We start from the raw sequence: 23,882 nt of genomic DNA on the forward strand, positions 1-23,882 counted from the left end.
CTAAAAAACGATTATTTACGGGCACACATCATTTCAGCTTCACAAACTAACTTACCATCGACAGTTGCAACACCATGGAATAATGCAATACCACGACGTTCTTTAATATATTCAACATCGAGCATAAGCTGATCTCCTGGTACTACAGGGCGTTTAAAACGTGCTTTATCAATGGAAGCAAAATAATAAAGTTGACCTGGTGATAGCTCTTCAATACTTTTGAAAGCCAATATCCCAGTCGCTTGAGCCATTGCTTCTAAAATCAAAACACCAGGGAAAATGGGTTTATTTGGAAAGTGCCCCTGAAAAAATGGCTCATTCACAGTAACATTTTTTATCGCTTTTAGTGTTTTACCTTTCTCGTAACTAAGAACTCTATCAACCATTAAAAACGGATAACGATGAGGTAACAGGCTGATGATTTCTTCAACATCAAGGGTATTAAGTTCGGTAGTCAAAATAGCTATCCTTATACATTATTACTATAAATTTTTAACATTATAACTGAGGATACCACTTTCACTCAAGGATGATTTAAATTGCAAAAGATGCTTTCCTTAATATATTATCAATGGATTACTATAAATTTATAAAATAAATGATTTGTAACCCCTTATTATCTTATATCAAATCAGATATAATAACTAAGATAATTACCCAAAAAGTTTATAATCTGGAGAAGTAGAATGAAATCATTGATTAAAATGACGTTAGTAAGCAGCGTAATTGTATTAACATTAGCTGGTTGTGATGAGAAAAATTCATCAAATAAAGTAACAATTTCAACTAATGCACAAAAAGAAGCATATGCATTAGGTTCATCATTTGCAACATACATGAAGTCAAATTTAGAACAAAATGAAATTAAACCAGACCAAGAATATTTAATCAGTGGCTTTAATGAAACTTTCCGAGATGCCTCTCAACTTTCAAAAGATGAAGTGAAAACCATCTTAGATGAATTTGGTAAAAGAATCCAAAAAGAAAGCAAAGAGCGTTTTGAAAAAGAAAAAACTGAAAATACAGCATCTGGTGAGAAATTCCGTGCAGAATTTGCTAAACAAGATGGAGTAAAACAAACAAAATCAGGGTTACTTTATCAAATCATTCAAGAAGGTTCTGATCGTCATCCAACAGCTCAAGATACAGTTATTGTTCATTATACAGGAACTTTAACTGACGGACGTAAATTCGATAGTTCTTATGATCGAGGTGAACCAGCAACATTTCCACTAAATGCTGTTATCAAAGGTTGGACAGAAGGAATTCAGTTGATCGGAATTGGTGGAAAAATCAAACTTGTTGTACCACCTGATTTAGCTTATGATGACCAAAGTCTTCCAGGTCAAGAAGGTAAAGCTGGAATCCAACCTGCATCAACTTTAATTTTTGAAGTTGAATTGCTTGGCATTGATGGGGATAAAAATGATAAAAATCAAGAGCCAGCTCAAAATCAAGAACAACAAGTTAACTAACTTGATTGATTCATTGAGTTATACTCTTGTTGTTATGGGTCCTGCTTATGGGACCCAATCTGCTTATTGTGCATATCAATTTGCACAAGTTTTACTGTCACAGACTCCCCATACCATTAAAAATATCTTTTTTTATGCTGATGGTGTTTATAATGGCAACAGTTATACTGATCCCGCTAATGATGAATTTGATTTAATCTCTGCATGGCAGGAATTAGCAAAAACATACCCTTTAACTTTAACTGTTTGTGTTGCTGCCGCTCAGAGGCGTGGCGTTATTAAAAATAATCTCGCAGATTATTTTCATTTAACGGGCCTTGGAGAACTAAGCGAATCAATTGCAACAACAGATCGAACTATTCAGTTTTAACTTAAGATACTGAGATGAAAAAATTAGCAATTATTATTAGCTCACCACCTCACGGAAATGCCAAAGGCCGAGAAGCTCTTGATATAGCATTGGCCATATCAGTCATTAACCACATTTCTGTTTTTTTTATTGATGATGGTGTTTTTCACTTATTACCAAATCAACAACCTGATCGCATTCTAATGCGAGATTATATTGCAACATTAAACATGCTTGAACTTTATGATATTGATGATGTATATGCCTGTGAATCCTCACTTAAATCAAGAAACTTAATCCAAATAAGTAGAAACATCCCGAGTAAAGTCATTAATACCCAGTTATTAAATCAACTATTAACAACTAAAGATGTGATTTTGCGATTCTAATTTTATATTGAAAGCAAAACTTTATACCACAATAACAAGCTTATATCTAAAAAAATCGGTCAGGAAAGGTATTGATTTTATTGGAATTTTTATTTGTTTGTTTTTAATGAAAAATATACTGGAGCGTTTATAAATAAAGCAAAGGAATCTGTAAAGTTAAATCAAATAAATAAACCACTCTATTTTTTGCTTATTTAAATAGAGTGGATTGTTATATTAGTTTTATTTAATTTGGTTCTTATTTTATACTAATTGACTAAACAAGTTTTTTCATCTCATCGGCAATTTTTTCGGCCTGAGTGCCTACAATAATTTGCACACCTGTTTTACCGAGTTTAATCACAGCCATCGCGCCAAGTGCTTTAGCTGCTTGTTCATCAACCAATTCTGAATCATTTACACCTAAACGCAAACGTGTAATACAAGAGTCAATGTTAGTAAGGTTTTCTTTCCCACCAACAACCGCTAGATATTGTTCAGCAAGTTTAGATGTATCCCCAATGACTTGTTTTTTCTGGGTACTTTCAGTTGACGAAACAGTCGTATCTTCATCTTCACGGCCTGGGGTTTTAAGGTTGAATTTCACAATTACAAAACGGAATACCACATAGTAGACCACAAAGAATGCTAGACCTTGAAGGATTAACATATACCAATGGACCGCAAGCGGATTACCAGATTGAAGTACCATATCAATTAAACCTGCGCTAAAACCAAACCCACATATCCATTGCATTGCTGCTGCAATATAAAGTGAGATGCCCGCTAAAACCGCATGTAAAAAATAAAGTACAGGAGCAACAAACATAAAAGCAAATTCTAGTGGTTCAGTAATACCAGTAAAAAATGCAGCAATAGAGGCTGCAAACATGATTGATGCAGTTTTATCTTTATTGCCTTTTTTAGCCGTATGGTACATAGCTAATGCTGCACCAGGCAAACCAAACATCATAACAGGGAAGAATCCAGCTTGGTAACGACCTGTAATACCTATAACAGCATTACCTGCATCAATAGAAGTTTGTCCGCCTAAGAAATAAGGGATATCGTTAATTCCAGCCACATCAAACCAAAATACTGAATTTAAAGCATGATGTAAACCAACAGGAATAAGTAAGCGGTTAAAGAATCCATAAATGCCAGCACCCAAAGATCCTAATTCTTTAATATATTTACCAAAAGCAACTAGCGCATCATAAATAGTTGGCCAAATAAAATATAAAACAGCTGAAACTAACAGCATGACAACTGAAACAACAATTGGTACCAATCTTTTTCCACTAAAGAAAGATAGCGCCTTATGTAATTCAACCTGACTAAAGCGATTATAAAGTTCAGCTGCAATAATACCAACAAGAATACCAATAAATTGGTTATTGATACTATTAAATGCTGGTGGTACTAGTTTTTGCCAATCTTTAACGGTCTCTGTATCTATTCCCTGAAAGAAAGCAATCGATTTTGGTGATAATAAGGTAGTTATAATTAAAAAGCCCACTAAACCAGAAAGTGCTGCAGCACCATCTTTATCTTTAGACATTCCATAAGCAACACCAATAGCAAAAAGTATTGGCATATTACTTAGAATCGCACTACCAGATGTCACTAAAAATTTAGCAACAATACTAGCATCCCATTCCATAAGTCCAAACAAATTTACATGACTAATCCACCCTATATGACTAACCCATTGACCAATCCCCAGTAGTATTGCAGCAGCTGGTAGAACTGCCACAGGTACCATCAATGAACGCCCGATACGTTGCATATAAGCTAAAATTCCCATAAGTTTAACCTCATATAGTTATTAGGGGTATATAATAAAAAGTAATAAAATTTTACATCTTTAAGTGATGATAATTAAGTATTATTATTCCACTCTATATTATTTATTTTACTTCGCAAATTAATTATTCTTTTTTTGTGATTTAAATCACCATTTTTTTTGATTAATTAGTTTAATATAGTAAAATAAAGACAACATATTTTATTTCAAGAAAAAAGTTTATAATGATATCACAAGAGGTAACAGCACATGAGACTTATTCCCTTAGAAAATGCACAAGAAGTCGGTGCCTGGGTTGCACAGCGCATTGTTAATAAAATTAATGAGTTTAAACCTACCGCAGATCGTCCATTTTTATTGGGGCTGCCAACAGGTAGTTCACCATTAGTTATGTATCAACAATTGATTAAACAATATAAAGCAGGTAACGTCAGCTTTAAACATGTTGTAACCTTTAATATGGATGAATATGTTGGTATTCCAGAAGAGCATCCACAAAGCTACCACACATTTATGTACGAAAATTTTTTCAATCATATTGATATTGATAAAAACAATATCCATATATTAAATGGTAATGCGCCAGATATTGATCAAGAGTGCCGTCAATATGAAGCCAAGATCAAAGCTTACGGCAAAATTAATATCTTTGTTGGGGGGGTAGGTCAAGATGGACATATCGCTTTTAATGAACCAGGATCTTCACTTTGTTCACGTACACGCATCAAAACATTAACTGAAGATACACGCATTGCTAATTCTCGCTTTTTTGATAATGATGTGAATCAAGTACCAAAACATGCGTTAACCATTGGTGTTGCAACTTTAATGGATGCACAGGAAGTTATTTTATTAGTTTGTGGTCATAACAAAAGTTTAGCATTACAAGCTGGTGTTGAAGGATCTGTTAATCACCTTTGGACTGTCACTGCACTACAAATGCATCCTGCATCAATTATTGTTTGTGATGAACCAAGTACTGATGATCTTAAAGTGAAAACACTAAAATATTTTAAACAAATGGAAGCTGATAATCTTAAAGTGACCGTTTTATAAAGGATAATTCAATGTATGCATTAACAAATTGCCGTTTTTATACAGGCTATGAGATCCTTGATAACCACGCTGTTATTATTGATGGAGATAAAATTACAAAAGTCTGTAAACAAAACGAATTACCTACAGATATCAAAATTGAAAATTTACAAGGTGCACTTGTTGCACCTGGATTTATTGATATCCAAGTTAATGGTTGTGGTGGTGTGCAATTTAATGAAACGTTTGATGCACTGAGCGTTGAAACATTAGAAGCCATGCAGGCCACAAATCTTATTTCTGGCTGTACTAGCTATTTGCCTACATTAATTACATCAACTGATGAATTTATGATAAAGGCAGTTGAAGTGATGCGTGAATACTTAGCTACGCATCCTAATCAAGCACTTGGATTGCATCTTGAAGGACCTTATATCAGCCCTGAAAAAAAAGGAATTCATGACGAAAATATTATTCGACAGCCGTCAAAAGAAATGATTAATTTCCTTTGCGAAAATGCTGATGTAATTAAAATCATTACCTTAGCGCCAGAAAGAGTTGAAAGCCATTTCATCAAGCAATTGGTTAATGCAGGCATTCATGTTTCGGTTGGTCATTCAAATGGTCATTATGATGACTGCCGTCGTGGCTTTAATGATGGCATTCGTTTAGGAACGCATCTATTTAATGCTATGCCTTATATTTCAGGGCGAGAGCCTGGTGTAGTTGGCGCAATTTATGATGAACCAGAAGTTTATGTTGGTATCATTGCTGATGGTCAACATGTTAGTTGGGCAAATATTCGCAATAGTCACAAAATAAAACAAGATCATTTAATTTTAGTTACTGACGCTATGCTACTTGCCGCTTCTAATTTAGAGTCGGGAGTATTTGCAGGTAAAACCATTTATTATAAAGATGGTCGCTGTGTTGATGAAAATGGCACATTGGGTGGTTCATCATTAACCATGATTGAAGCCGTAAAAAACACAGTTGAATATGTCGGTATTGCACTAGATGAAGCGTTAAGAATGGCAACGCTATATCCTGCCAAAGCAATCGGTGTGGATAAAGATCTTGGTAGTATTAGTGAGGGTAAAATTGCAAACCTTGTTGTATTTAATCGTGACTTTACAATAATCAAAACTGTTGTTAATGGAGAAGTGAGTCGCTAGAATATCAGATAGTTAATGAAAAATATTGAGTAATATATGAAATTTAATTATCTGAACTTAGTTGGCAACGCTGAATTAATCAAACAGCTAAATTATGCAATGATTTACCGTTTGATTGTTCAGCAAGCACCTGTTTCTCGTATTCAATTGGCCGAAATCAGCCAATTAGCTCCTGCAAGCATTACCAAAATAACCCGTCAACTTCTTAAAAAAAAATTAATTAAAGAAGTTGATGCACAACAATCAACGGGGGGGCGACCTGCAGTTTCAATCGAAGCTAAGTTTGGACATTACCAAGCAATTGCCGTACAATTAAGTCGATCCCACGTCACAATAGAGCTTTTTGATTTAGGGGCTAAATGCCTTACATCAAAAAGATGCTCACTTATCAATTTTACTCAACAACAAGTTCAAGAATATCTAATTGCATTGATTAAAGAATTTATTCAGGTAAACAGCAAAAAAATAAAATATTTAGTTGCAATATCTATTATACTCCCAGGCTTGATTGACTCAGTTAATGGCATTGTCCGATACACCCCACATATTCAAGTAGAAGAATGGGCTTTAGGCGAGATACTGCAAAAGGAATTCAATGTATCTATTTTTGTAGGAAATGATATTCAAAGTCTAGCATTAGCTGAAAGTTATTTTGGTTCAACACAACATGTCGATGATTCTATTTTAATCCGTGTACATCGCGGGGTAGGCTCTGGTGTTATCGTTAATCAACAGTTGCTTACAAACCACAATCAAAGCGCTTGTGAAGTTGGGCACATTCAAGTAGATACATTAGGTGAACGTTGCCATTGTGGTAACTTCGGCTGCTTGGAAAACCGAGTTGTAAATAAAGCAATTGAATACCGAGCTAAACAGATGATTGAGCAAGGTTATGCATCAAAGTTAACATTAGAAAACTGTGATATATATCATATCTGTCAGTATGCTAATCAAGGCGATGAACTAGCTATTAAGTTAGTTAAGGATGCAGGTGAAAATCTTGGTAGAGCAGTTGCAATTATGGTTAACATCTTTAACCCTCAACGAATTGTGTTAGCAGGAGAACTTACCAAGTCGCCCGAAATACTATTAACTGCTGTTAATAGTGCATTAAATGCTCAAAGTTTAGAGGGATTACGGAAAAACCTGACTATCACTTGTTCTTCCCTTAACGATAGCTCAGCAATTGGCGCATTTGCATTAGTGCAGCAAGCTTTATTTAATGGATCACTATTAGTGGCATTGTTGAATGATAAAGAACCATAATCTATTGTTATAAAAAACCGATAAATCGGTTTTTTATATTTTATTTTTAATTAGGCCAAAATGCATAACATTCTACGTAATGGTTCAGCCGCCCCCCATAATAATTGGTCACCAACAGTAAAAGCTGAAAGGTAATCTTTGCCCATATTCAATTTACGTAAGCGCCCAACAGGTGTTGTTAAAGTGCCTGTTACTGCTGCAGGGGTAAGTTCACGCATCGAAAGATCACGATCATTCGGCACGACTTTTACCCAATCATTATGAACTGCAAGCAGTTTTTCAATTTCAGGAACGCTGATATCTTTTTTCAATTTAATGGTAAAAGCTTGGCTATGACAACGTAGTGCTCCAATACGAATACAAAGCCCATCAACCGGAATAACTTGATTGGTACCTAAAATTTTATTGGTTTCGGCTTGCCCTTTCCACTCTTCTTTACTTTGTCCATTATCTAGCGCTTTATCGATCCAAGGAATTAAACTTCCTGCTAATGGCACACCGAAATTATCAGTTGGTAAACTACCATCACGCATTTTTTGGGTCACTTTTCTCTCAATATCTAAAATAGAAGAATGGGGATCTTGTAACTCTTTTGCCACCTCAGCATTTAGCATCCCCATTTGGGTGAGCAATTCACGCATATGACGTGCGCCACCACCAGAAGCAGCTTGATAAGTTGAAACGGAAATCCAATCAATAAGGTTTTCAGCAAATAAACCACCAAGAGACATTAACATTAAACTCACAGTACAATTACCGCCTACAAAGGTTTTAATGCCTTTATCTAACGCAGTATCAATATTAGCTTTGTTGACTGGATCAAGCACGATAATTGCGTCATCTGCCATGCGTAAAGTCGATGCTGCATCAATCCAATAACCTTGCCAGCCAGTTGCACGTAGTTTAGAGTAAATTTCAGAGGTATAATCCCCACCTTGGCAAGTCACAACAATATCTAATGCCCTTAATGCATCAATATTATCTGCACTTTGTAATGTACCTGTTTTACCACCGAAGATAGGAGCTGCTTGACCTGCTTGAGAAGTAGAAAAGAATACAGGATTGATATAATCAAAATCATGTTCTTCAACCATACGTTGCATAAGAACAGAACCCACCATTCCACGCCATCCTACAAAACCAACATTTTTCATAATTTATTCCCAATAAATAGAGGTTATATAAAGAGATATTTTTATCTATTAAAACAAAATATCACCATAAAACAAGTAAGATAAGAATAATTTTTGTAGGTAGGAATATAATAACATGCCGTTATATATTAAAAAGACAAAACAACCACAATAACGAACGGAAAAACAAATTATCATAACACAATGATTAATAATCAGTATTTTATTTTTTGAAATAATTGGATTATTAGTCAACTTATTTATAATAAGTTATATGTTCTCAACACTTTCTTCTTAGTTGGATCACTTCGTTGTGCATATTGGAACAAACAGATGAAAAAAATAGTCTATTTTGAAACAAAAAATCTCAACTAAATGAACGAGCTTTTTATTTAAAAATGGTCGGCGAGAGAGGATTCGAACCTCCGACCCACTGGTCCCAAACCAGTTGCGCTACCAAGCTGCGCTACTCGCCGTTAGCTTTTCTATTTAATAAAATGGGGTGGCTAATGGGATTCGAACCCACGACAACTGGAATCACAATCCAGGGCTCTACCAACTGAGCTATAGCCACCATAGAATCAGGACGAAATATTACGCATAAAAAATAACATTGTCCAGTAATTTTTTTAAAAATATGCTGATTGCTTATATTAAAATCGCTAAAAGCCTAATATTTTATCATAAAGCAAATATTCATGCTTTGACTACAATGGTACCAAGATTATTGATTGATGTTTCCACGCTATCAAAAAACAATTCCTTCCTTCTTTATCTATCACTCTAATTTGGCTTAATGCCATTAATACTGCTTTAAATCCAGAAGACACTGAAGTTGATACTTTCATTACGCAACTGCTTGAAGCACCATCACAAATAATACCAGATAAATCACGAATCATACTACAAATAGCCATATCAATAGGCTCATAATACCCAACCACCGATTGCGCCAATGGCAGCAGCAACAGGTAATCCAACCATACCAGTACCTGGCACAGTTACCACCTTACCATTTTTTATTAAATTAGGCGAAACATAAGCATCAATTTTTTCAATGTTTGTTGCTACTATGTTGCATCGCAATAGCTGCAACCAAAGCTAAAGATATGGGCTCTGTACAACCAACTGCAGGTAAAACATCATGTTTTACCAATTGAATTAATTGTTGCCAGATTACTTGTTGTTCTATTTTTTATCTCCATATTAACTTTAGTAATGTTAAATGATGGAACATTTAGTGTTAAGTAAACTGACTATTTTAGTCTATCTTAATTAAGATTTGAATAATACCTACTTATAACCATTAGAAAGTAGCATAATGGTTATGGTGGTTATTGTGAAAAAATATATTAATACATATAGTTATGTCTTAAACCTTTTTACATTATTTAATAGTGAATTAAATAATCAGGAATAGTTTAAAATATGTAATATTTTAGTAAAAGAACCTGACTTTTTTTTTATTATTGCAATAATGTGAAAACCTATAATTAGATAACAATGGCGATTGCGATTATGATAAATATTTTATTAATAGATGATGATATTGAATTATCACAAATGCTTAGCGAATATTTGACTAATGAAGGTTTTAATATCAAAAGTGTTTATTTAGGTAAAGATGGTATTGATGAAGCGCTATCAGGTAAATATCGTGCAGCAATCTTAGACGTGATGTTACCAGATATTAATGGTATTGATGTCCTGAAAAGCATCCGTCAACAATGTAATATGCCTGTTATTATGTTAACTGCTAAGGGTGATAATATTGATCGCGTTTTGGGTTTGGAATTAGGTGCTGATGATTACATTCCAAAACCATGTTATCCGCGTGAATTATTAGCAAGATTACGTGCAGTTTTACGACGTTTTGATGAACGTTCGGTCGAAATGGTTGATGATAAAAAATACCATTTTAATGGTTTAATGTTAGATCTACCTCAACGGCTTTGTACGTGGAATGGACAAGTAATTGATTTGACATCAACCGAGTTTAATTTATTAGTTTTATTAGTGAAACATAGCGAGCGAGTAGTAACTAAAGAAGAATTATCTGAAATTGGGCTTGGTCGAGCAAGAGAACTTTATGATCGTAGTGTTGATGTCCATATCAGCAATATTCGCCAAAAATTACATCAAGTTGCACAAAATGATGTGACAATAGAGACGATTAGAGCCGTCGGTTACCGTATTCGTTAACAAACAAATAGGCTTGACATGAATCATCGATTATTCTGGAAAATACTTATCACGTTTGGGGTAATCTTTTATCTTACCTTCCAATTGACTTGGATTGCATTTTCTATTTATGTAGAAAATAAAAATCAAAGATTTCTCAATCATATGCCTACGAAAGTCGATATGATTGCCCAGTTATTACATGTAGCTGGTGAAGATGAAACGCTTAATTTCATAGCACATTTACCTGAGCGAGAAAGAACGTTACTGTCAATAAAATTAGTTTCTCCATTGAATGATCAAGTTAATATTTTAACCGATGAATTAGAAACACCTACATATGCTTATCAACGCATGACTGTCGCTCCTGACGGAACTCTTTATTCTGTTTCATTTAAAGAGGATAAAGAGGATCATGTTAAAAAGGCATTGTTCAACATGCCATTGCCCATTGTATTAATGGGCATATGTGTTGGACTTGTTTTTAGCCTCTTTCTAGCATGGAATTTAACTAGACCGATGAGGTTATTAAGGCAAGGTTTTTTCAAGGTATCTCAGGGAGATCTTTCTGTCAGATTATTCAATAAACTAAAACCTAGGCGTGACGAACTTAGCGAATTAGGTAAAGATTTTGATATGATGGTTGAGCAACTTAATATATTACTTTCTGATCGTCAGTCTCTCCTTCATGATGTTTCTCATGAACTTAGAACTCCGCTTGCTCGATTGCAACTAGCAATTGGACTTGCTCAACAAAATAAACAAAATATTGATACATCTTTAGCTAGAATAGAGTTAGAGTCAGAACGTTTAGATCAGTTAATTGGCGAAATTCTAAATTATTCTCGTGCTGAAATGAATAATCGCACTGATGAATATTTTGATTTAAAAGACTTAATAAGTGTAGTAATCAATGATGCTAATTATGAAGCTAATCACCAGTTAATTGAAGTACATTTTACTTTATCATCTATTACTCATCCAATTGTTAAAGGTAATTCAGAACAAATACGTCGTGCTGTTGAAAACATTATCCGAAATGCTATTCGCTTTTCAAAAGCTGAGCAAGCCGTAGAAGTTTCACTAAAAGAAACAGGTAAGTATTTACAAATTGAAGTTAAAGATCGAGGTCCTGGTGTTGAAGAAAATAAGTTATCAAGTATTTTTGAACCATTTGTCCGTATTCAGTCTCCACAATTAGGTAAAGGTTATGGTCTAGGACTAGCAATTGCCAGAAAGACCGTCATTATGCATAACGGTACTATCCAAGCAACTAATCGTGATGGTGGAGGCCTTATTGTAACAATATGCTTGCCTTATTGGAGAAAACATTAATAATAAAAATATATTAATAACAATCAGCATTCACCGTTAATACATACTCTTTAACTAGGCTTTCCAGCTTGATTTTATCGCGCCCTATAAAATTTAAAGATCTCATAATAACTTCTGGATCACTTTTCAATATATTTTTGTATTGGTCAATATATTGGCTAGCAATAGGTTTATATGACCAGTGCCATTCTTCAGGTTGATACCCTCCTTTGCGTCCTTCATTAAAAGCTTGGCAAAATCCATATTTAGGCAGATTTTTTTGAAGCCATTTATATAAAATGATGCCTTTTTTATCATACTTAAAATATTTTGATGAAACGCTGGTAATATCAATATCTGTTCCCCAATGATGCCTTGATGTGCCAGGCATTGACGAAAATTTTAGAATTTCTTCAGCAATTTTTTCTGGATCATTTATTTTAGCTGATAAAGCATCCCATTTCCGTTGCCAAATACCGTTTTGGTAAGTGTAATTCCGCGTTGCACTTACTATGATAAAAGGAACATCTGGATGAACTTTTTTAAAATCATTGTAGGCTTTTATAAGTTGTTCGGTTGGCTCTTTTTGTAGATACATTCCTTTTTTATTAACAGGTAGTATAGTTGAATCTAACGCAATAAAACCATTATCTTTTTTTTCGTCAAACTGTCCAATCAGTTTATTTAATGTGATCTGTTGTGCCATGGTAAAAGTAGGAAATAGAAGTAAAGATAAGTTTAAAGTTAAACCACCTATTTTTTTTAACATTGTTGATTTCTTCATCTTTCAAGCATTGCCAATATTCTATATAGCCAGATTAAGTTAAAAACAGTATAATCCTTTTCCTAAAAAATGAAATAGCCATAATGTGTAAAAACGAGGCCTTATGTTAACAACATCTACATCTAATACGTCTGAAAATTGTTTAGACGCTGCCAATACAATGAATCTTAATACAACTAATTCCATAAACGAAAGAATAAATTTACTAAACTTCACACGCCAACAATTAAGAGAGTTTTTTATATCACTTGGTGAAAAACCGTTTCGAGCTGATCAAGTAATGAAATGGATCTATCATTTTGGTGTAGATAATTTTGATCAAATGACCGATATCAATAAAAAACTACGTGAACAACTAAAGACTTTAGCAGAAATTAAAGCTCCTAAGATTGCCATAGAACAGCGTTCTTCTGATGGCACAATAAAATGGGCACTTGATGTTGGTAATAACCAACTGATTGAGTCTGTTTATATTCCTGAACGTGATCGTGCAACATTATGTGTTTCATCTCAAGTTGGTTGCGCACTAGAGTGTAAATTTTGTTCTACTGCCCAACAAGGATTTAATCGTAATTTAACCGTTTCTGAAATTATTGGCCAAGTATGGCGTGCATCAAATGCAATTGGTGTCACCGGAAAATTAGCAGATAGGCCCATTACTAATGTAGTTATGATGGGTATGGGTGAACCGCTACTTAATTTATCTAATGTTGCACCAGCTATGGAAATTATGTTAGATGATTTTGGCTATGGTTTATCAAAAAGGCGTGTAACACTATCGACATCAGGAGTTGTTCCCGCTTTAGATAAGCTAGCTGGTATGATTGATGTGGCGCTAGCGATATCACTTCATGCACCTAATAATACTATTCGTAGTGAAATTATGCCAATTAACCTAAAATACAATATGTCTATGCTACGTGATTCAATTCTGCGTTATCTTTCGTCTTCAAACGCAAATCACGGAAAAGTAACTATTGAATATGTATTACTTAATCAAATTAACGATGGCGTTGAACATGCTCATGAGCTTGCACAATTCCTAAAAAATGTACCTAGCAAAATTAATTTAATTCCTTGGAATCCGTTCCCTGGTGCGCCTTATTCAAGATGTTCAAATACACGAATTGATCGCTTCATGAAAACATTGATGGGATATGGATTTACCGTAATAGTTCGTAAAACACGGGGGGATGATATCGATGCTGCATGTGGCCAGTTAGCTGGTGAAGTTGTTGATCGCACTAAAAGAACTCTTTACAAAAAGCAGAACCTTGTTAAGCAAACAGCATAAGGATAAATCTTTATAAAAAGGAGAGATAGATGAAGAAATTGTTAGTTATAACTAGCTATTTTTTGATGATAGTACTAGCGGGTTGCCAAATGAAAAACAACAATGAATTTGATCCAGAAAAAGCCGCTTTGGCTAGGATGCGACTTGGATTAGGATATCTTGCTAAAGCAAATGAGTCAGAAGAAAATATCAAAGTAGCACATTATAATCTAAAATTAGCTGCACAATACTCTCCAAATAATCCCCAAGTTATGTTAGCCATGGCAATGTTTGATCAACATGTTGGTGAATACAACGAAGCCGAGATAATTTACAAACGTATTACTCTAATGCAACCAGGTAATGGATTATATCATATCCATTATGGTTCTTTTTTATGTGGTCGAGATCGTTATCAAGAAGCAAAAAAACAATTTGAACAGAGTATTGAGTTCGATCGTCATCGTTGGAAAGCTGATGCTTATGAACAATATGGTTATTGTGCAATCCAAAATAATGATAAAAGAACAGCTGACTTAATGTTTAAGCAGCTTTTTCAATATGATGCTAATCGTCGAGACAACGTTATAAAAACAGCTGAACTTTATAAAAACAAAGGTGATAAAAAAATAGCAAATTATCTATTTTCAGTAACAAATAAATAAATCATCATCCATTATTATAATATTAATAAATTTTTAATAATTATAAGCAAGAGTATATGTCATGAATTTTTGGGCTATTTTATTATTAGCACTAGCAATGTCAACCGACGCCTTTGCTGTCGCCGTTTGTCGTGGGATTTCACTTAAATCAACACCAATTTTAGGCGCATTCAAAATTGGTATTCTATTTGGTGTTGTTGAGGCTATTACCCCATTGCTTGGCTGGTTAGTTGGTTATATTGCGTTGCAATATATTGAACAATGGGATCATTGGGTTGTATTTGCTGTCATGCTATTTTTAGGCATTAATATGATATATAACAGCCAGAAACAGTCAGATGGAAATTGCCAAGAAGATGAATTAACATCATCAAAAAAATCTTTTCTAATGCTAATTTTCACAGCAATTTCAACCAGTATAGATGCATTTGCCGTTGGTGTTGGCTTAGCATTAGCAAGTGTTAATATCTTTTTTGCTGCATCAATGATTGGACTCGCTACCTGTACAATGGTTACTATTGGGTTATTATTGGGTAATAAAATTGGCTGTTTAATTGGTAAACGGGCTGAGCTTTTGGGCGGGTTAGTACTTATTTCTATTGGAGTAATAACTCTTTATCAACATCTTTCTGTTTAATGTTTCAAATAAAAATACTTTTTATACTGTTAGGTTTCGAACGTTTTATTGATTGATATATTTTATCCAAATTTAAATAACGTCCGAAACCAATCACTTTCCTTAATAAAGGTTACAGAAAACTAACTCTATTTTATCTTCCTTTAATTTTTGTAAAATTCCATATCAAAACTATGTGTCTGCTGGTTATAAATTGCTTTAAACACTCCTTGATCTTGAGGATTCTGCAAAATATGATTAACAATAAATGGCCTAACATTGGTTTTTATATAACCCGGCAATCCTCGGGCACCACGAATGATATCATAATGATTGTGACAGAATGTACTGATACAAGAATCTTTTATTTCGATAGTGTAGCCTCGATGACTATATGATTGATTTAATTTGTCAATTTCTCGACGAATAATCCGTTCAATAACTTCCATTGGTAAACGTTTAAAATGAAGAATATTTTCTCGTCCATTAAAACGATTAAGCAGTTCTGAACGATAAGTATTATTCAGTTCATTTGTCGCTAATTCACATGCAGCTTCGTCAGAAAGGTTAGGATCCAAATAGTAAGATTGTCCAATATTTGAGGTCATAATAATCATGATATCAGAAAAATCGACAGTTCGACCTACATTATCGGTTAATCGTCCATCCGATAAGATCTGTAAAAAGATATTAAAGACATCAGGATGTGCTTTTTCAATCTCATCAAATAAATAGATTCCAACCGGTTTTGTTCTAACTGAGTTTGTTAAAATTCCACCTGCTTCAAATCCTTCATATCCCGGAGGTGCACCAATTAATTTAGCAACAGCATGTTTTTCCATGTATTCTGACATATCAAAACGAACCAACGATTTTTCGTCACCGTAAACATATTCCGCTAAAGCTTTGGCCATTTCAGTTTTACCTACACCAGATGGACCTAAAAATAGGTAAGACATTGCAGGGCCTGATTCTTCAAGCGTGTCAACTTTAGCCACCTTTACCGAATTGGCGACATGTTTAACAATGTTATCTTGACCAAAAATTCGCGATAATAAATTTGCCTCCAAATTAATCAAGTTTTCAACTTCATTCTCATCTAATTTGTTTGCTGATATACCTGAAACTTTGCTAAATTCAGCAATCACTTCTTGGCGATTTAGTCGCAAATCTTTATTGGCTAGCATCACCAATTTTTGATGTTGTTCATTATTTTGTGCAATTTCAGCATCAATTTGTCGAATTTTTTCCTTTAATTTAGCGACTGCTGGAGAGTCAAATCCTCCAGCCGTTAATTGCGCGAATGTCTTTATAGCAACTGATTCTGAATTTTTATTATTGTCCTCTTCTTCTTGTAACTGAGTGATTTCATCTTGCAGTTTGAAGCGTAACGTTTCAGCATCACGTTGATATTGATATGTTTTACTAATTTCAGACTTTAAATTCTGCCAATCTTGCTGCCATTGTTCAAGCTGCTGCCGCAAATCATATTGTTCTGTTTCACTGGTACTTTTTTCGATCTTACCCATTAACTCAGAAATTTTTGGATGCTGTTTATGTGTAAGTTGACGATAACTAGCAAGCGCACGATCAAGTAATGAAATAGCACGTTGAGGCTGTGCCCCACCTAAACCTAAACTATCACGATATTTACAGGTTAAATGTATCGCTTCATCAATAGCATCTTTATCCACTTCAATTTTGTGGTATCCAGATAACTCCTTTGCAACAGTAGTAACAATGGAATTTAAATTATCCCCAGTAGGTTCTTTGACATCGTAAAGTGTGTAAAGTTCAGGCATATTCGTGCTAGCCTTTAGCACACTACTAAGTTTATCATCACGAACTTCGAGGATAACTTGAAAATTATTTGATTTATCGGCGTTATTTAGAGCATTAATAAAATGAGCATTACCTGTATTATGTGCTGCTTCTAAAAAATTAGCCGTATCAGTAATAATCAGCACTGACTCAGGAGTTTGCATTAGCTTTTTTAAAATACTTTGAAACTCATTATTTATCTTATTACTATCACCGCTAGAAAAAAGAGCATCACAATTTAACCAAAATAATTTTTTTACAATCAAATCAAATGGTGTATCTGGGTTATTTTTAGCCGCCTGTAAACCAAGACTAAGCATTGAAACACCTACACCTGCAGGCCCTGTCAACAAAAGAGAATTTGATGATTTTCGTATGAGAATAGACGATATTCTCTCTAAATCATGTTCCCTTCCTACTAAAGTAAAATTAGGGTATTGCGCTAAATATTCACGCCCTCTAACTAAATACATTGTGCATTCCTTTGTTATAGTTTAAAGGGTGAAGTAGTATGTGAGCTATCTTTTTTGGTTTCAGATTTTTCTGATAAAACATCACTTGTCACCGCAATAAATTCTCGTGTATCATTTTGAACATCTTTGGACATTTTTTCAATTTCTTCCAAATTTGCTCGCATTGTTTCTAGTGCCGCACGGGTGATTTCAGTCGCTTCTTTTTGGGTATCACCAAATTCAGCTAAATTTTGTAGCATTGCTTCTAAATCATTATTAATTTCATCACGACCAGTGGCAATTCGAATAGCTTCATTTTTAGCAATGTCATTTGTTACTCGAGTCATTTCGGCTAAAGTATTACCGGCCATTGATTGTGCTTCATTAATTGCAGCTGAGTTAACTGCTGTTACAACAACACTGAGTTGTGAAGCAACCGATGCGATGCCTCTTGAATGCATTGCTCTTGCACTTTCAACTTGTTTTTTGGTTGCTGCTTGCATATTACGAATTTTAATAGCTTCAGTTGTTAATTCACCATAGGTTTGCATAGTATCGACAGTTGCTGTGGATACAGTATCAATGTGTTCATCCAAATTACGGCGTGTTTCATCAAGCTTCATTGACTCTAACAAATTATCGCCAACATCTTTACTCTCAAGCTCTTGTCTACGTTCACGATGGACTTTCTCTACTTTTTTGGTCGCTTCGTTCATAATGGCATAAATTTGTATCATATTGCCATTATTGTCACTAAGTCCTTCAATCTGTTTAACCATTTTTTCAAGATGATTACGAATTGCACCAAAACGCTCTTTACCTTGATTCACAAATTTTAATGCCGATTCAACCATATCAGCTTGACGTAATGTATGCTGTTCTGAAGTTAAATTTAGCAACTCTTTTAATTTTTCAACATCAATTGATTCAGAGCGTTGCTCGTGACGCTTTGTAATTTCTATCTGAATATCATCTAATTCTTTATTTTTGTTTTTTATTTGTTGATTTAATTTAGCTATTTTTTCTTCATTAGTCACAATTTTAGCTTTTGATGCGGCTTTAATTTTCCCTAGGCCAAAAAACTTTTTATCCTGTTGTAATAACTCTATTTCTTTTTTTAATTCAGATATTTGTTTTTCAATATTAATAATTTCACTTTGCACATTTGCTTTTTGCGTTACTTTTTCTTCGTCCCATTCTTGATCGGCTTTAATTTGAGCTAATGCATTTCGGGTTTCACCATTTTGGCGTAAGTTATATAAAGCATCGGTGAGTTCGGTAAGTGGTTTTATTTTTTCGATAAAATCATTAAGATCATTATTAAAATCAGCATACACTCGTTGTAATTCAGCAAATACTTCGGTATCAGTCATCTCAATACGTTGTTTAGACATCTCTTCAGAAATTGATTGAAGATATTCTTTAAATGTATCAAATTCTTGAATTTTGGCCCGATCAATTTCCTTATTGTCAGAAAATTCTAAAATATTAGTAACTTCTTCTACTTTTTGTTCCAATGAAAGGCTATCTGAAAATATAACTTTAAAAAAAGTATTTTCTTGAATATTAGCAAGTGGAGTTTCTACTTTTACTTTTTTTTCACGTTGTCTAACCGAATAGTCTTTTTCTTCTGTACTGGCTAATTTTTTTCTTGGAGCTACACCCATTATTTCTTTCCTTAATTGCTTATTTCTATATTCACTTATTATTTAATTACTTTAAATTCTATTTTAAATAAAAAATAAAGTTTGGAACAATAATTTGATCTTATAGAAAAGATAAATTTCATCTTTTCATCATGTTATTATCTATTTAACATCTGATTTTGACAAGTAAAACAGTCATCCAAAATCAGAAAATTAAAGAATAAACGATAATCATCAAGTATAGAGCAAGCTTTTTGCTGGTATAACAGATTATTATCTATACTTTATTTAATCGATTAAAACTTTAAATTATTTTTGGTATTTTTAATTAATTGTATATTATTATTTTGCAGTTATTTTATAAAGAGAAGATATAAATAAAGAGAAAATTCATAAAAAAACCACTCGCATAAACGAGTGGTTTGTATTGATAAGCTTATTTCGTACTGACGAAAAGAATTACATCATTCCGCCCATACCACCCATGCCACCCATACCACCAGCAGCACCTAAGTCAGTCTTATCATCTTTAGGTAAATCAGTTACCATACATTCAGTTGTAATCATAAGGCCGGCAACTGAAGCGGCATATTGTAATGCACTACGTGTTACTTTAGTTGGATCTAAAATACCCATTGCAATCATATCACCATATTCTTCAGTTGCGGCATTGTAACCATAGTTACCTTTACCACCTTTAACGGCATTAACAACAACAGATGCTTCTTCACCACAGTTAGTAACGATTTGACGTAATGGAGCTTCCATCGCACGAAGTGCAACTTTGATACCAACGTTTTGATCTTCGTTTGCACCCTTAAGTTCTGAAATAGTAGTTGCGGCACGGACAAGAGCAACACCACCACCGGCTACAACACCTTCTTCAACAGCTGCACGAGTTGCATGTAATGCGTCTTCAACACGAGCTTTTTTCTCTTTCATTTCAACTTCAGTTGCCGCACCAACTTTAATTACAGCAACACCGCCAGCAAGTTTCGCAACGCGTTCTTGAAGTTTCTCTTTATCATAGTCAGAAGTTGATTCTTCGATTTGTTTACGAATTTGTTCAACGCGAGCATTAATTAATGACTCCTCACCAACACCATCAATGATAGTTGTGTTGTCTTTATTGATTACAACACGTTTTGCTTGACCTAAATCTTCAAGAGTTGTTTTTTCAAGTTCTAAACCAATTTCTTCTGAAATTACAGTACCCGCAGTTAAGATTGCAATATCTTGTAACATTGCTTTACGACGATCACCAAAGCCAGGAGCTTTAACAGCTGCAACTTTAACAATGCCACGCATAGTATTCACAACTAATGTTGCAAGTGCTTCGCCTTCAACATCTTCTGCGATAATCAATAAAGATTTACCTGCTTTAGCTACAGCTTCAAGCACTGGTAATAATTCGCGGATGTTAGAGATTTTTTTATCGGCTAATAAAATATATGGGCTATCTAATTCAACAGTTGCAGTTTCAGGTTTATTGATAAAGTATGGTGATAGGTAACCACGATCAAACTGCATACCCTCAACAACATCAAGCTCATCTTGTAAACCAGTGCCATCTTCAACTGTAATAACACCTTCTTTACCTACTTTTTCCATTGCCTGAGCAATTAAAGTACCAACAGTTTCATCAGAGTTAGCTGAAATTGTACCTACTTGAGCAATGGCTTTAGAATCAGCGCATGGTGCAGATAATTTTTTAAGCTCTTCAACAGCTGCAACAACTGCTTTATCAATACCACGTTTTAAATCCATTGGATTCATACCAGCAGCAACAGCTTTTAAACCTTCATTAACAATCGCTTGAGCAAGAACAGTTGCAGTAGTTGTACCATCACCTGCTGCATCATTTGCTTTAGATGCGACCTCTTTAACCATTTGCGCACCCATATTTTCGAATTTATCTTCTAATTCGATTTCACGAGCAACAGAAACACCATCTTTAGTAATGGTTGGTGCGCCAAAAGACTTATCTAATACTACATTACGTCCTTTTGGACCTAATGTTACTTTAACTGCATCGGCTAATATATTAACGCCTTTAAGCATTTTGGCGCGAGCGTCATTACCAAATTTCACATCTTTAGCTGCCATCTTCGTATTTCTCCTAAATTCTGTATATAAATTAAATTAGTTGTCAGTTATGCTTGTACAATCGCTAAAATATCGCTTTCAGATAAGATAAGCACTTCTTCATTATCGATTTTCTCTGTTTTAACGCCGTATCCTTCATTAAAAATTACGATATCTCCCACTTTAACATCTAGCGGCTGTACTTGACCATTTTCTAAAATGCGACCATTACCAACAGCTAAAACTTCTCCGCGAGTTGATTTACCTGCTGCCGAACCAGTTAAAACAATACCACCAGCTGATTTTGATTCTACTTCTTTACGTTTAATGATCACACGATCATGCAATGGACGAATTTTCATTAGTTATCTCCTAGCACTAATTTTTAATTAAGATAATTATTAATAGAAATCATAGAATTATGATTTTTTAATGTAGTGCATAATATATGGGGATTATTTTAAATTCTTCAAGAGAACAAATTTAAAAAAAATCCAACTGATTATTTATTCATCATCTTTCTGTTTGAATTCACCCTCAATAATATCACCCTCTTGATAATGCATTTGTGATGAAGAAAATTTTGATCTTATTGGCATTTTTCGAACAATAAATTCCACGATATGATCTTGTACATGGGGTATTAATAAGATTGCACCTAAAATATCAGTTAAAAAACCTGGAATAAGCAAGAAAAAACCGGCAAAAAGCAAAGCTACACTTCTAATTACTTCATTTTTATAGCTTTGATTGTTAGCTATTTTTTGTTGCATAATACTAAGGTTTTTCAAACCCTGAGTTTTAACTAACGAGAAACCAAGAATAGATGTTGCAATAATACAAATTAAAGCAAGAAAAATACCAATTGAATTGGCAACAGCTATGAAAAAGGTGAGTTCAAAATAAACATAAATAAAAAAGATAATAAAGCCAACAAATCGCATATATAATTCCTATAAGGATAAAAACATATTATTAAAAATTATCTTTTAATATGAAGATGATTAGCTATTTTTCAACCAAACAATATATTTTTAAAAAAAATATTACAAAAGGGATTGACTGATGATCACGAATCGTGTTTAATGTGCATCCATTGTTGCCCGGATAGCTCAGTCGGTAGAGCAGGGGATTGAAAATCCCCGTGTCCGTGGTTCGATTCCGCGTCCGGGCACCAATCACCAAATTCTAAGACCTGCTTCTAGCAGTTTTTTTTATGTCTAAAGCCTTTTCAAATAAGCCTTTCAGCTTGTTTCACTACTCAACCGAATTCAACTGGAATTACCCCAAATCAAGCGGAAAATCGGATACAAACCCGGATACATTTGGTTCGATAATGGCGTGTATCCATAAAATGGCTTTAAAGCCTTTGTTTGCAAGGGTTATAGAGAATTGCTTGCCTAATTACTATTATTAGATAAGTTTAAATCTATACTATTTTATTTAAATCATTTTCATTGTTTTCTGCTGTATCTTTCGTAATACGCTTACATTGTTTTTTTAAAATTTTGTTATTTTTTGCTCTATTTGAAGATCTTCTCTCTTTTTGCAACCATAGTTTTTTCATTGTTTTGAGTAATTTGTCTGTTATTCCATCTTTTGGAGCTGTATATATAGCAGTAAAAATAGCTAAATAGCGTTCTTCATTATTAGTAAATTCAAAAAAATTAAAACAAAAATTTTGATTAAGTCTATAATTCTTTTTATGCTGAAGGATTGTAATTGAGTGTTCTTTTTGCAAAAATTCCCATATCCAACGACATTGCTCCTCATTAGATTTATTTATCCAATTTAGAGTATTTTTTGAATTATATATCTTTATCCAATCTTTTTTATAACATTCAATTAAATCATTTGGATAGAAATACTCTAGATTGATATTTGTTAAATCGAAAGCATAACATTTATAAAATGTATCTATTCTTATGCGAGTTGTCTCATGATATGCAAGATAATTAAACATCATTTGAATAGAATCCAACCTTTCTTTGTGAGAGGTTGGATTTTGGATTTGATTTTCAAAAAAATAGCAGATGACAATATCAATATACTTTCTGTACTGTGTAATATACCTCTTATGTTTAGGTAACCAAGATCGATTTCCCATCTTGATTAGTAGGATTATCAGTAAATACAGGTAATATTATAGAATTTTGATATATTGTACGTAATTTATACCAAAGGCCCATACATGCCATTTTATTATTTTTTAACCATGAAAAATCAATTTTGTTGAAATGATATTTTTCGTAATATTGCTGTAATTCTTTTAATTTATTCTCAATATACTGTTTAAATAATATTATTTTTTTTTCATCTGATTCCTTTATAACCTTTAAATAGAGATTTTCATTAATTAATTTACAAAAATTAATAGGTAACATGCTTTTTATTTTCTGTCCATTAAGAACAATATAAAAATCATTTACTTTATTTA

At 33.7% G+C, this 23,882-nt stretch carries 23 protein-coding genes, 3 tRNA genes and 1 pseudogene; 12 read left to right on the forward strand and 15 right to left on the reverse strand.

Annotation, left to right across the window (positions count from 1 at the left end; translation table 11 throughout):
* Window positions 1-11: 11 nt before the first annotated feature.
* Complete coding sequence (fabZ, locus tag A9G32_RS01120) at window positions 12-458, reverse strand: 3-hydroxyacyl-ACP dehydratase FabZ (RefSeq protein WP_034910827.1); 447 nt, start codon at window positions 456-458, stop codon at window positions 12-14.
* 228 nt (window positions 459-686) lie between these two features.
* Here fabZ and fkpA point away from each other — a divergent pair, with 228 nt between their 5' ends.
* Genes fkpA through tusC form a run of 3 tightly spaced genes read left to right on the forward strand, consistent with a single transcriptional unit; the run spans window position 687 to window position 2,213 of the window.
* Entirely contained in the window at window positions 687-1,475 is a 789-nt protein-coding gene (gene fkpA / locus A9G32_RS01125; RefSeq protein ID WP_065590746.1) for an FKBP-type peptidyl-prolyl cis-trans isomerase, read from the forward strand.
* A 4-nt stretch (window positions 1,476-1,479) separates the two neighbouring features.
* Window positions 1,480-1,845, forward strand: a complete 366-nt coding sequence (tusD, locus tag A9G32_RS01130; RefSeq protein ID WP_366941233.1) for a sulfurtransferase complex subunit TusD — start codon at window positions 1,480-1,482, stop codon at window positions 1,843-1,845.
* A gap of 14 nt (window positions 1,846-1,859) precedes the next feature.
* Window positions 1,860-2,213 carry a sulfurtransferase complex subunit TusC gene (gene tusC, locus A9G32_RS01135; RefSeq protein ID WP_065590747.1) on the forward strand — a complete coding sequence of 118 codons (354 nt, stop codon included), beginning with the start codon at window positions 1,860-1,862 and terminating at the stop codon, window positions 2,211-2,213.
* A gap of 256 nt (window positions 2,214-2,469) precedes the next feature.
* Here the strand turns inward: tusC and nagE are convergent, their stop codons facing one another.
* Window positions 2,470-3,999, reverse strand: a complete 1,530-nt coding sequence (nagE, locus tag A9G32_RS01140) for an N-acetylglucosamine-specific PTS transporter subunit IIBC (protein WP_065590748.1) — start codon at window positions 3,997-3,999, stop codon at window positions 2,470-2,472.
* 249 nt (window positions 4,000-4,248) lie between these two features.
* Here nagE and nagB point away from each other — a divergent pair, with 249 nt between their 5' ends.
* The 3 genes from nagB to A9G32_RS01155 are packed head-to-tail and all read left to right on the forward strand — an operon-like array spanning window position 4,249 to window position 7,475.
* The gene (gene nagB, locus A9G32_RS01145) at window positions 4,249-5,055 is read left to right on the forward strand and encodes a glucosamine-6-phosphate deaminase (RefSeq protein WP_034910836.1); all 807 of its coding nucleotides are present in this window, start codon (window positions 4,249-4,251) and stop codon (window positions 5,053-5,055) included.
* A gap of 11 nt (window positions 5,056-5,066) precedes the next feature.
* On the forward strand, window positions 5,067-6,209 hold the full coding sequence (gene nagA, locus A9G32_RS01150) for an N-acetylglucosamine-6-phosphate deacetylase (RefSeq protein ID WP_065590749.1): 1,143 nt from the start codon (window positions 5,067-5,069) through the stop codon (window positions 6,207-6,209).
* A 36-nt stretch (window positions 6,210-6,245) separates the two neighbouring features.
* Window positions 6,246-7,475, forward strand: coding sequence for an ROK family protein (locus tag A9G32_RS01155; protein WP_065590750.1), 1,230 nt, complete (start codon window positions 6,246-6,248; stop codon window positions 7,473-7,475).
* Window positions 7,476-7,525: 50 nt separating this feature from the next.
* Here the strand turns inward: A9G32_RS01155 and asd are convergent, their stop codons facing one another.
* The 5 genes and pseudogenes from asd to A9G32_RS13510 form a co-directional block, all read right to left on the reverse strand.
* A complete protein-coding gene (gene asd / locus A9G32_RS01160; RefSeq protein ID WP_065590751.1) occupies window positions 7,526-8,629 on the reverse strand; it encodes an aspartate-semialdehyde dehydrogenase in 1,104 nt (367 codons plus the stop codon).
* 378 nt (window positions 8,630-9,007) lie between these two features.
* Window positions 9,008-9,084 (reverse strand) — tRNA-Pro (locus A9G32_RS01165).
* Between the two features lie 22 nt (window positions 9,085-9,106).
* Window positions 9,107-9,182 (reverse strand) — tRNA-His (locus A9G32_RS01170).
* 133 nt (window positions 9,183-9,315) lie between these two features.
* Complete coding sequence (locus tag A9G32_RS01175; RefSeq protein ID WP_238786468.1) at window positions 9,316-9,525, reverse strand: L-serine ammonia-lyase, iron-sulfur-dependent, subunit alpha; 210 nt, start codon at window positions 9,523-9,525, stop codon at window positions 9,316-9,318.
* Between the two features lie 22 nt (window positions 9,526-9,547).
* Window positions 9,548-9,800, reverse strand: a pseudogene (locus A9G32_RS13510) (serine dehydratase subunit alpha family protein); the annotation flags it as partial.
* Window positions 9,801-10,129: 329 nt separating this feature from the next.
* Here A9G32_RS13510 and A9G32_RS01180 point away from each other — a divergent pair.
* Window positions 10,130-10,810: a response regulator transcription factor gene (locus tag A9G32_RS01180; RefSeq protein WP_034910896.1), complete on the forward strand. Its 681-nt coding sequence runs from the start codon at window positions 10,130-10,132 to the stop codon at window positions 10,808-10,810.
* A gap of 144 nt (window positions 10,811-10,954) precedes the next feature.
* Window positions 10,955-12,124, forward strand: coding sequence for an ATP-binding protein (locus A9G32_RS01185; RefSeq protein ID WP_208610473.1), 1,170 nt, complete (start codon window positions 10,955-10,957; stop codon window positions 12,122-12,124).
* A gap of 13 nt (window positions 12,125-12,137) precedes the next feature.
* Here A9G32_RS01185 and A9G32_RS01190 read toward each other — a convergent pair whose 3' ends face one another.
* A complete protein-coding gene (locus A9G32_RS01190; RefSeq protein ID WP_065590754.1) occupies window positions 12,138-12,872 on the reverse strand; it encodes a M15 family metallopeptidase in 735 nt (244 codons plus the stop codon).
* Window positions 12,873-13,047: 175 nt separating this feature from the next.
* Between A9G32_RS01190 and A9G32_RS01195 the strand changes: the two genes are divergently transcribed.
* The 3 genes from A9G32_RS01195 to A9G32_RS01205 all read left to right on the forward strand — a co-directional run bounded on the left by A9G32_RS01195 (window position 13,048) and on the right by A9G32_RS01205 (window position 15,462).
* The gene (locus tag A9G32_RS01195; RefSeq protein WP_141672774.1) at window positions 13,048-14,181 is read left to right on the forward strand and encodes a bifunctional tRNA (adenosine(37)-C2)-methyltransferase TrmG/ribosomal RNA large subunit methyltransferase RlmN; all 1,134 of its coding nucleotides are present in this window, start codon (window positions 13,048-13,050) and stop codon (window positions 14,179-14,181) included.
* A gap of 29 nt (window positions 14,182-14,210) precedes the next feature.
* Window positions 14,211-14,825, forward strand: a complete 615-nt coding sequence (locus tag A9G32_RS01200) for a hypothetical protein (protein WP_065590756.1) — start codon at window positions 14,211-14,213, stop codon at window positions 14,823-14,825.
* A gap of 61 nt (window positions 14,826-14,886) precedes the next feature.
* Window positions 14,887-15,462 (forward strand): manganese efflux pump MntP, encoded by a 576-nt coding sequence (locus A9G32_RS01205; RefSeq protein WP_065560205.1) that lies wholly within the window; start codon window positions 14,887-14,889, stop codon window positions 15,460-15,462.
* Window positions 15,463-15,605: 143 nt separating this feature from the next.
* Here A9G32_RS01205 and A9G32_RS01210 read toward each other — a convergent pair whose 3' ends face one another.
* The 5 genes from A9G32_RS01210 to A9G32_RS01230 form a co-directional block, all read right to left on the reverse strand.
* On the reverse strand, window positions 15,606-17,735 hold the full coding sequence (locus A9G32_RS01210; protein WP_065590757.1) for an AAA family ATPase: 2,130 nt from the start codon (window positions 17,733-17,735) through the stop codon (window positions 15,606-15,608).
* Between the two features lie 14 nt (window positions 17,736-17,749).
* Window positions 17,750-19,381 (reverse strand): hypothetical protein, encoded by a 1,632-nt coding sequence (locus A9G32_RS01215; RefSeq protein WP_065590758.1) that lies wholly within the window; start codon window positions 19,379-19,381, stop codon window positions 17,750-17,752.
* A 438-nt stretch (window positions 19,382-19,819) separates the two neighbouring features.
* Window positions 19,820-21,466: a chaperonin GroEL gene (groL, locus tag A9G32_RS01220; protein WP_065590759.1), complete on the reverse strand. Its 1,647-nt coding sequence runs from the start codon at window positions 21,464-21,466 to the stop codon at window positions 19,820-19,822.
* 47 nt (window positions 21,467-21,513) lie between these two features.
* Window positions 21,514-21,807, reverse strand: a complete 294-nt coding sequence (locus A9G32_RS01225) for a co-chaperone GroES (RefSeq protein WP_034915350.1) — start codon at window positions 21,805-21,807, stop codon at window positions 21,514-21,516.
* Between the two features lie 144 nt (window positions 21,808-21,951).
* Window positions 21,952-22,389 (reverse strand): FxsA family protein, encoded by a 438-nt coding sequence (locus A9G32_RS01230; protein WP_065590760.1) that lies wholly within the window; start codon window positions 22,387-22,389, stop codon window positions 21,952-21,954.
* Window positions 22,390-22,546: 157 nt separating this feature from the next.
* Between A9G32_RS01230 and A9G32_RS01235 the strand changes: the two genes are divergently transcribed.
* Window positions 22,547-22,622, forward strand: a tRNA-Phe gene (locus A9G32_RS01235).
* A 252-nt stretch (window positions 22,623-22,874) separates the two neighbouring features.
* On the opposite strand, the gene A9G32_RS01240 is transcribed toward A9G32_RS01235, so the two are convergent.
* Both A9G32_RS01240 and A9G32_RS12925 read right to left on the reverse strand, forming a co-directional pair.
* Window positions 22,875-23,411, reverse strand: a complete 537-nt coding sequence (locus tag A9G32_RS01240) for a hypothetical protein (protein WP_065590761.1) — start codon at window positions 23,409-23,411, stop codon at window positions 22,875-22,877.
* A 115-nt stretch (window positions 23,412-23,526) separates the two neighbouring features.
* Window positions 23,527-23,882, reverse strand: a 356-nt coding sequence (locus tag A9G32_RS12925) for a hypothetical protein (RefSeq protein ID WP_176701297.1), incomplete at its 5' end; no start/stop codon positions are given.

This window comes from Gilliamella sp. Gris3-2 (assembly GCF_001690345.1).
Taxonomy (GTDB): Bacteria; Pseudomonadota; Gammaproteobacteria; order Enterobacterales; family Orbaceae; genus Gilliamella; species Gilliamella bombi.